This is a genomic window from Clostridium sp. AUH-JLR23 (assembly GCF_964238065.1).
GTDB classification, from domain to species: Bacteria; Bacillota_I; Bacilli_A; order Erysipelotrichales; family Coprobacillaceae; genus Allocoprobacillus; species Allocoprobacillus merdigallinarum.
Genome location: NZ_CAXSKY010000034.1, coordinates 1 through 3,871 on the forward strand (window position 1 = coordinate 1; position 3,871 = coordinate 3,871).

The window sequence follows — 3,871 nt, forward strand, 5'->3', positions numbered from 1 at the left end:
TCAATGGAGTCAACTTAGTAAGTTGGCTCTTTTTTATTTTTTTGGAAATAAAAGAGTGTCTTTTTTACTTGTAGTTAAGTATAATTATCTATTTATTATCTTATTTCCTTTACTTTTGTTGTATAATGTAGTTAAGAAAGAAGGTGCTTCTATGTTCGTTAGAGTTATCAAAAATAATAAGGGTAAGAAAAATACCTGTTTTTGCGCACTCGTTGAATCCTATCGTGATTCTTCTGGCGTTCCTAAACATCGTGTCCTTATCAACTTTGGGCAGGTTGATGAGGAATCCGTTCCTTTTCTGAAGGCTGCTTTCGCCAAGAAAAAGCCTCGTCTTGTCTATGATGATGAATAATGTAGTTAAGTCTTCTCAGCTGGCTGCTATCTTCAGTGAGTTTAATGCTATCATTCATTCTGATATCACAAACAGACTCTGTCGCAAGAGAACACAGGACTTTACCAGAAATAGAAATATGAATTTCTATTCGCTCATCTATTACTTCATCTTCAGAAACAGAACCACAACCAATGCTGAACTCTCTCATTTTTATTCTTCCATAGATCGATTTGAGAAGAGAATAAGCAAGCAGGCTCTCAACAAGGCCATTAGAAAGCTGAATCCAAATGTTTTTTCATATCTCATCAATCGATTTTCAGCCATCTATTATACATCGTCGCTCCCTAAAAAATATAGAGGATATTTCCTGATTGCAGAAGATGGGACCTATATGGAAATCCCATACAATGTCTATAATATCTATGATTTTCATTTTGTGGAGAATCAACATATCATTGACATGTTCGATGTCAAAAAAGTCCAGTCCAAGGCCGGAGGACTCTATGATGTCCTTAATGGTCTGTTTATAGATTTTTCACTCAGGCCTGCACCATATTCAGAATTGCCTCTTGCGTTTTCTCATCTCTATCGAAGTCAAAGTATATTCAAGGGAAAGAATGTCATTTATCTTGCTGACAGATATTATGGATCAGCCGAAATCATATCCCACCTTGAGTGTATTGATTATCATTATATCATCAGAGGAAAAAGCAATTTCTATAAGAAGCAGGTTGCGCTCATGAAATCTGATGATGAATGGATTGAGGTGGAAATTGATGAAAAATGGAGAAGGAGATTCCGATTTTCACCTGAAGCCATGGAATTGAGAGAAAATAATCCAGTCATGAAAATCAGGGTCATTAAAAGAAGAATTGAATATATCAACAATCATGGAGAGGCGTGTCAGAAAGAGCTTATTTTCTTTACCAACCTAGGAGAGGAATTCTCTGCTCAGGAAATCATTGAGCTATATACATATAGATGGGATATCGAAGTTTCATACAAGACACTCAAAACAGGCCAGGAGATAGAAAGGCATATAAGCAGTGATGGTGATGTTGCACGAAATGATATATATGCAAAGGTACTGTTTCATAATATTGCAGGAATCATGAGAAAAGAGTTGAACCGTTCACTTGAAATGAAAGAGTCAAATAGACAGTATGTTGTCAACATAGCACAGCTACATGAAATCATACATGATGTCAACATTCTGCTTTCAATGATCAATGGTAAAAAAAGACAGCTAAAAAAGAAGATAGAACAGATAGAGAAGATGCTAGACAAAATAAAAGTGCCTGTTCGCCCAAACAGGCACTACCAACGATGGGGACGAGTCATGATTTCACCACCAAGCTATCGCTTCAGACTTGATGGAAGAAACAATCCAAAAGTCAGACGATACAAATCAGTGCTTATGACAATATCCCCGTAGTTAAGAATACAATTATATTGTATCATAAATTTAATGGGATAAAATTTTAAAAAACGAAAAAAATCAGCAGGGGCTTTATGCGCTTTTTTTGCATAATAATAAAGAGTACATATAGTCATACCACAAGAATTACAGAAATAAAAAAAGAGTCACCTAGTCTAATATACTAAGTTGACTCTTTTTTATTTTTTTGGAAATAAAAGAGTGTCTTTTTTACTTGTAGTTAAGTATAATTATCTATTTATTATCTTATTTCCTTTACTTTTGTTGTATAATGTAGTTAAGAAAGAAGGTGCTTCTATGTTCGTTAGAGTTATCAAAAATAATAAGGGTAAGAAAAATACCTGTTTTTGCGCACTCGTTGAATCCTATCGTGATTCTTCTGGCGTTCCTAAACATCGTGTCCTTATCAACTTTGGGCAGGTTGATGAGGAATCCGTTCCTTTTCTGAAGGCTGCTTTCGCCAAGAAAAAGCCTCGTCTTGTCTATGATGATGAATAATGTAGTTAAGTCTTCTCAGCTGGCTGCTATCTTCAGTGAGTTTAATGCTATCATTCATTCTGATATCACAAACAGACTCTGTCGCAAGAGAACACAGGACTTTACCAGAAATAGAAATATGAATTTCTATTCGCTCATCTATTACTTCATCTTCAGAAACAGAACCACAACCAATGCTGAACTCTCTCATTTTTATTCTTCCATAGATCGATTTGAGAAGAGAATAAGCAAGCAGGCTCTCAACAAGGCCATTAGAAAGCTGAATCCAAATGTTTTTTCATATCTCATCAATCGATTTTCAGCCATCTATTATACATCGTCGCTCCCTAAAAAATATAGAGGATATTTCCTGATTGCAGAAGATGGGACCTATATGGAAATCCCATACAATGTCTATAATATCTATGATTTTCATTTTGTGGAGAATCAACATATCATTGACATGTTCGATGTCAAAAAAGTCCAGTCCAAGGCCGGAGGACTCTATGATGTCCTTAATGGTCTGTTTATAGATTTTTCACTCAGGCCTGCACCATATTCAGAATTGCCTCTTGCGTTTTCTCATCTCTATCGAAGTCAAAGTATATTCAAGGGAAAGAATGTCATTTATCTTGCTGACAGATATTATGGATCAGCCGAAATCATATCCCACCTTGAGTGTATTGATTATCATTATATCATCAGAGGAAAAAGCAATTTCTATAAGAAGCAGGTTGCGCTCATGAAATCTGATGATGAATGGATTGAGGTGGAAATTGATGAAAAATGGAGAAGGAGATTCCGATTTTCACCTGAAGCCATGGAATTGAGAGAAAATAATCCAGTCATGAAAATCAGGGTCATTAAAAGAAGAATTGAATATATCAACAATCATGGAGAGGCGTGTCAGAAAGAGCTTATTTTCTTTACCAACCTAGGAGAGGAATTCTCTGCTCAGGAAATCATTGAGCTATATACATATAGATGGGATATCGAAGTTTCATACAAGACACTCAAAACAGGCCAGGAGATAGAAAGGCATATAAGCAGTGATGGTGATGTTGCACGAAATGATATATATGCAAAGGTACTGTTTCATAATATTGCAGGAATCATGAGAAAAGAGTTGAACCGTTCACTTGAAATGAAAGAGTCAAATAGACAGTATGTTGTCAACATAGCACAGCTACATGAAATCATACATGATGTCAACATTCTGCTTTCAATGATCAATGGTAAAAAAAGACAGCTAAAAAAGAAGATAGAACAGATAGAGAAGATGCTAGACAAAATAAAAGTGCCTGTTCGCCCAAACAGGCACTACCAACGATGGGGACGAGTCATGATTTCACCACCAAGCTATCGCTTCAGACTTGATGGAAGAAACAATCCAAAAGTCAGACGATACAAATCAGTGCTTATGACAATATCCCCGTAGTTAAGAATACAATTATATTGTATCATAAATTTAATGGGATAAAATTTTAAAAAACGAAAAAAATCAGCAGGGGCTTTATGCGCTTTTTTTGCATAATAATAAAGAGTACATATAGTCATACCACAAGAATTACAGAAATAAAAAAAGAGTCACCTAGTCTAATATACTAAGTTGACTCCATTGA

At 35.4% G+C, this 3,871-nt stretch carries 4 protein-coding genes; all 4 read left to right on the forward strand.

Translation table 11 applies throughout. The features are described 5' to 3' along the window. Window positions 1–352 (forward strand): hypothetical protein (locus ACESR5_RS11945; RefSeq protein WP_373155978.1); only part of this gene is annotated, 352 nt, incomplete at its 5' end. After that, window positions 345–1,769: an IS4 family transposase gene (locus tag ACESR5_RS11950; RefSeq protein WP_373155980.1), complete on the forward strand. Its 1,425-nt coding sequence runs from the start codon at window positions 345–347 to the stop codon at window positions 1,767–1,769. The genes ACESR5_RS11945 and ACESR5_RS11950, both read left to right, overlap by 8 nt. 300 nt (window positions 1,770–2,069) lie before the next feature. After that, window positions 2,070–2,270 carry a 2-C-methyl-D-erythritol 4-phosphate cytidylyltransferase gene (locus tag ACESR5_RS11955; RefSeq protein ID WP_129739639.1) on the forward strand — a complete coding sequence of 67 codons (201 nt, stop codon included), beginning with the start codon at window positions 2,070–2,072 and terminating at the stop codon, window positions 2,268–2,270. Beyond that, the gene (locus ACESR5_RS11960) at window positions 2,263–3,687 is read left to right on the forward strand and encodes an IS4 family transposase (protein ID WP_373155980.1); all 1,425 of its coding nucleotides are present in this window, start codon (window positions 2,263–2,265) and stop codon (window positions 3,685–3,687) included. The genes ACESR5_RS11955 and ACESR5_RS11960 overlap by 8 nt, the downstream gene beginning before the upstream one ends. Window positions 3,688–3,871: the final 184 nt, after the last annotated feature.

What these genes read in the sequence shown, in the direction of transcription:
- ACESR5_RS11950 (WP_373155980.1), top strand. Translation starts at nt 345, where the DNA reads ATGAATAATGTAGTTAAGTCTTCTCAGCTGGCTGCTATCTTCAGTGAG.
- ACESR5_RS11955 (WP_129739639.1), top strand. Translation starts at nt 2,070, where the DNA reads ATGTTCGTTAGAGTTATCAAAAATAATAAGGGTAAGAAAAATACCTGT.
- ACESR5_RS11960 (WP_373155980.1), top strand. Translation starts at nt 2,263, where the DNA reads ATGAATAATGTAGTTAAGTCTTCTCAGCTGGCTGCTATCTTCAGTGAG.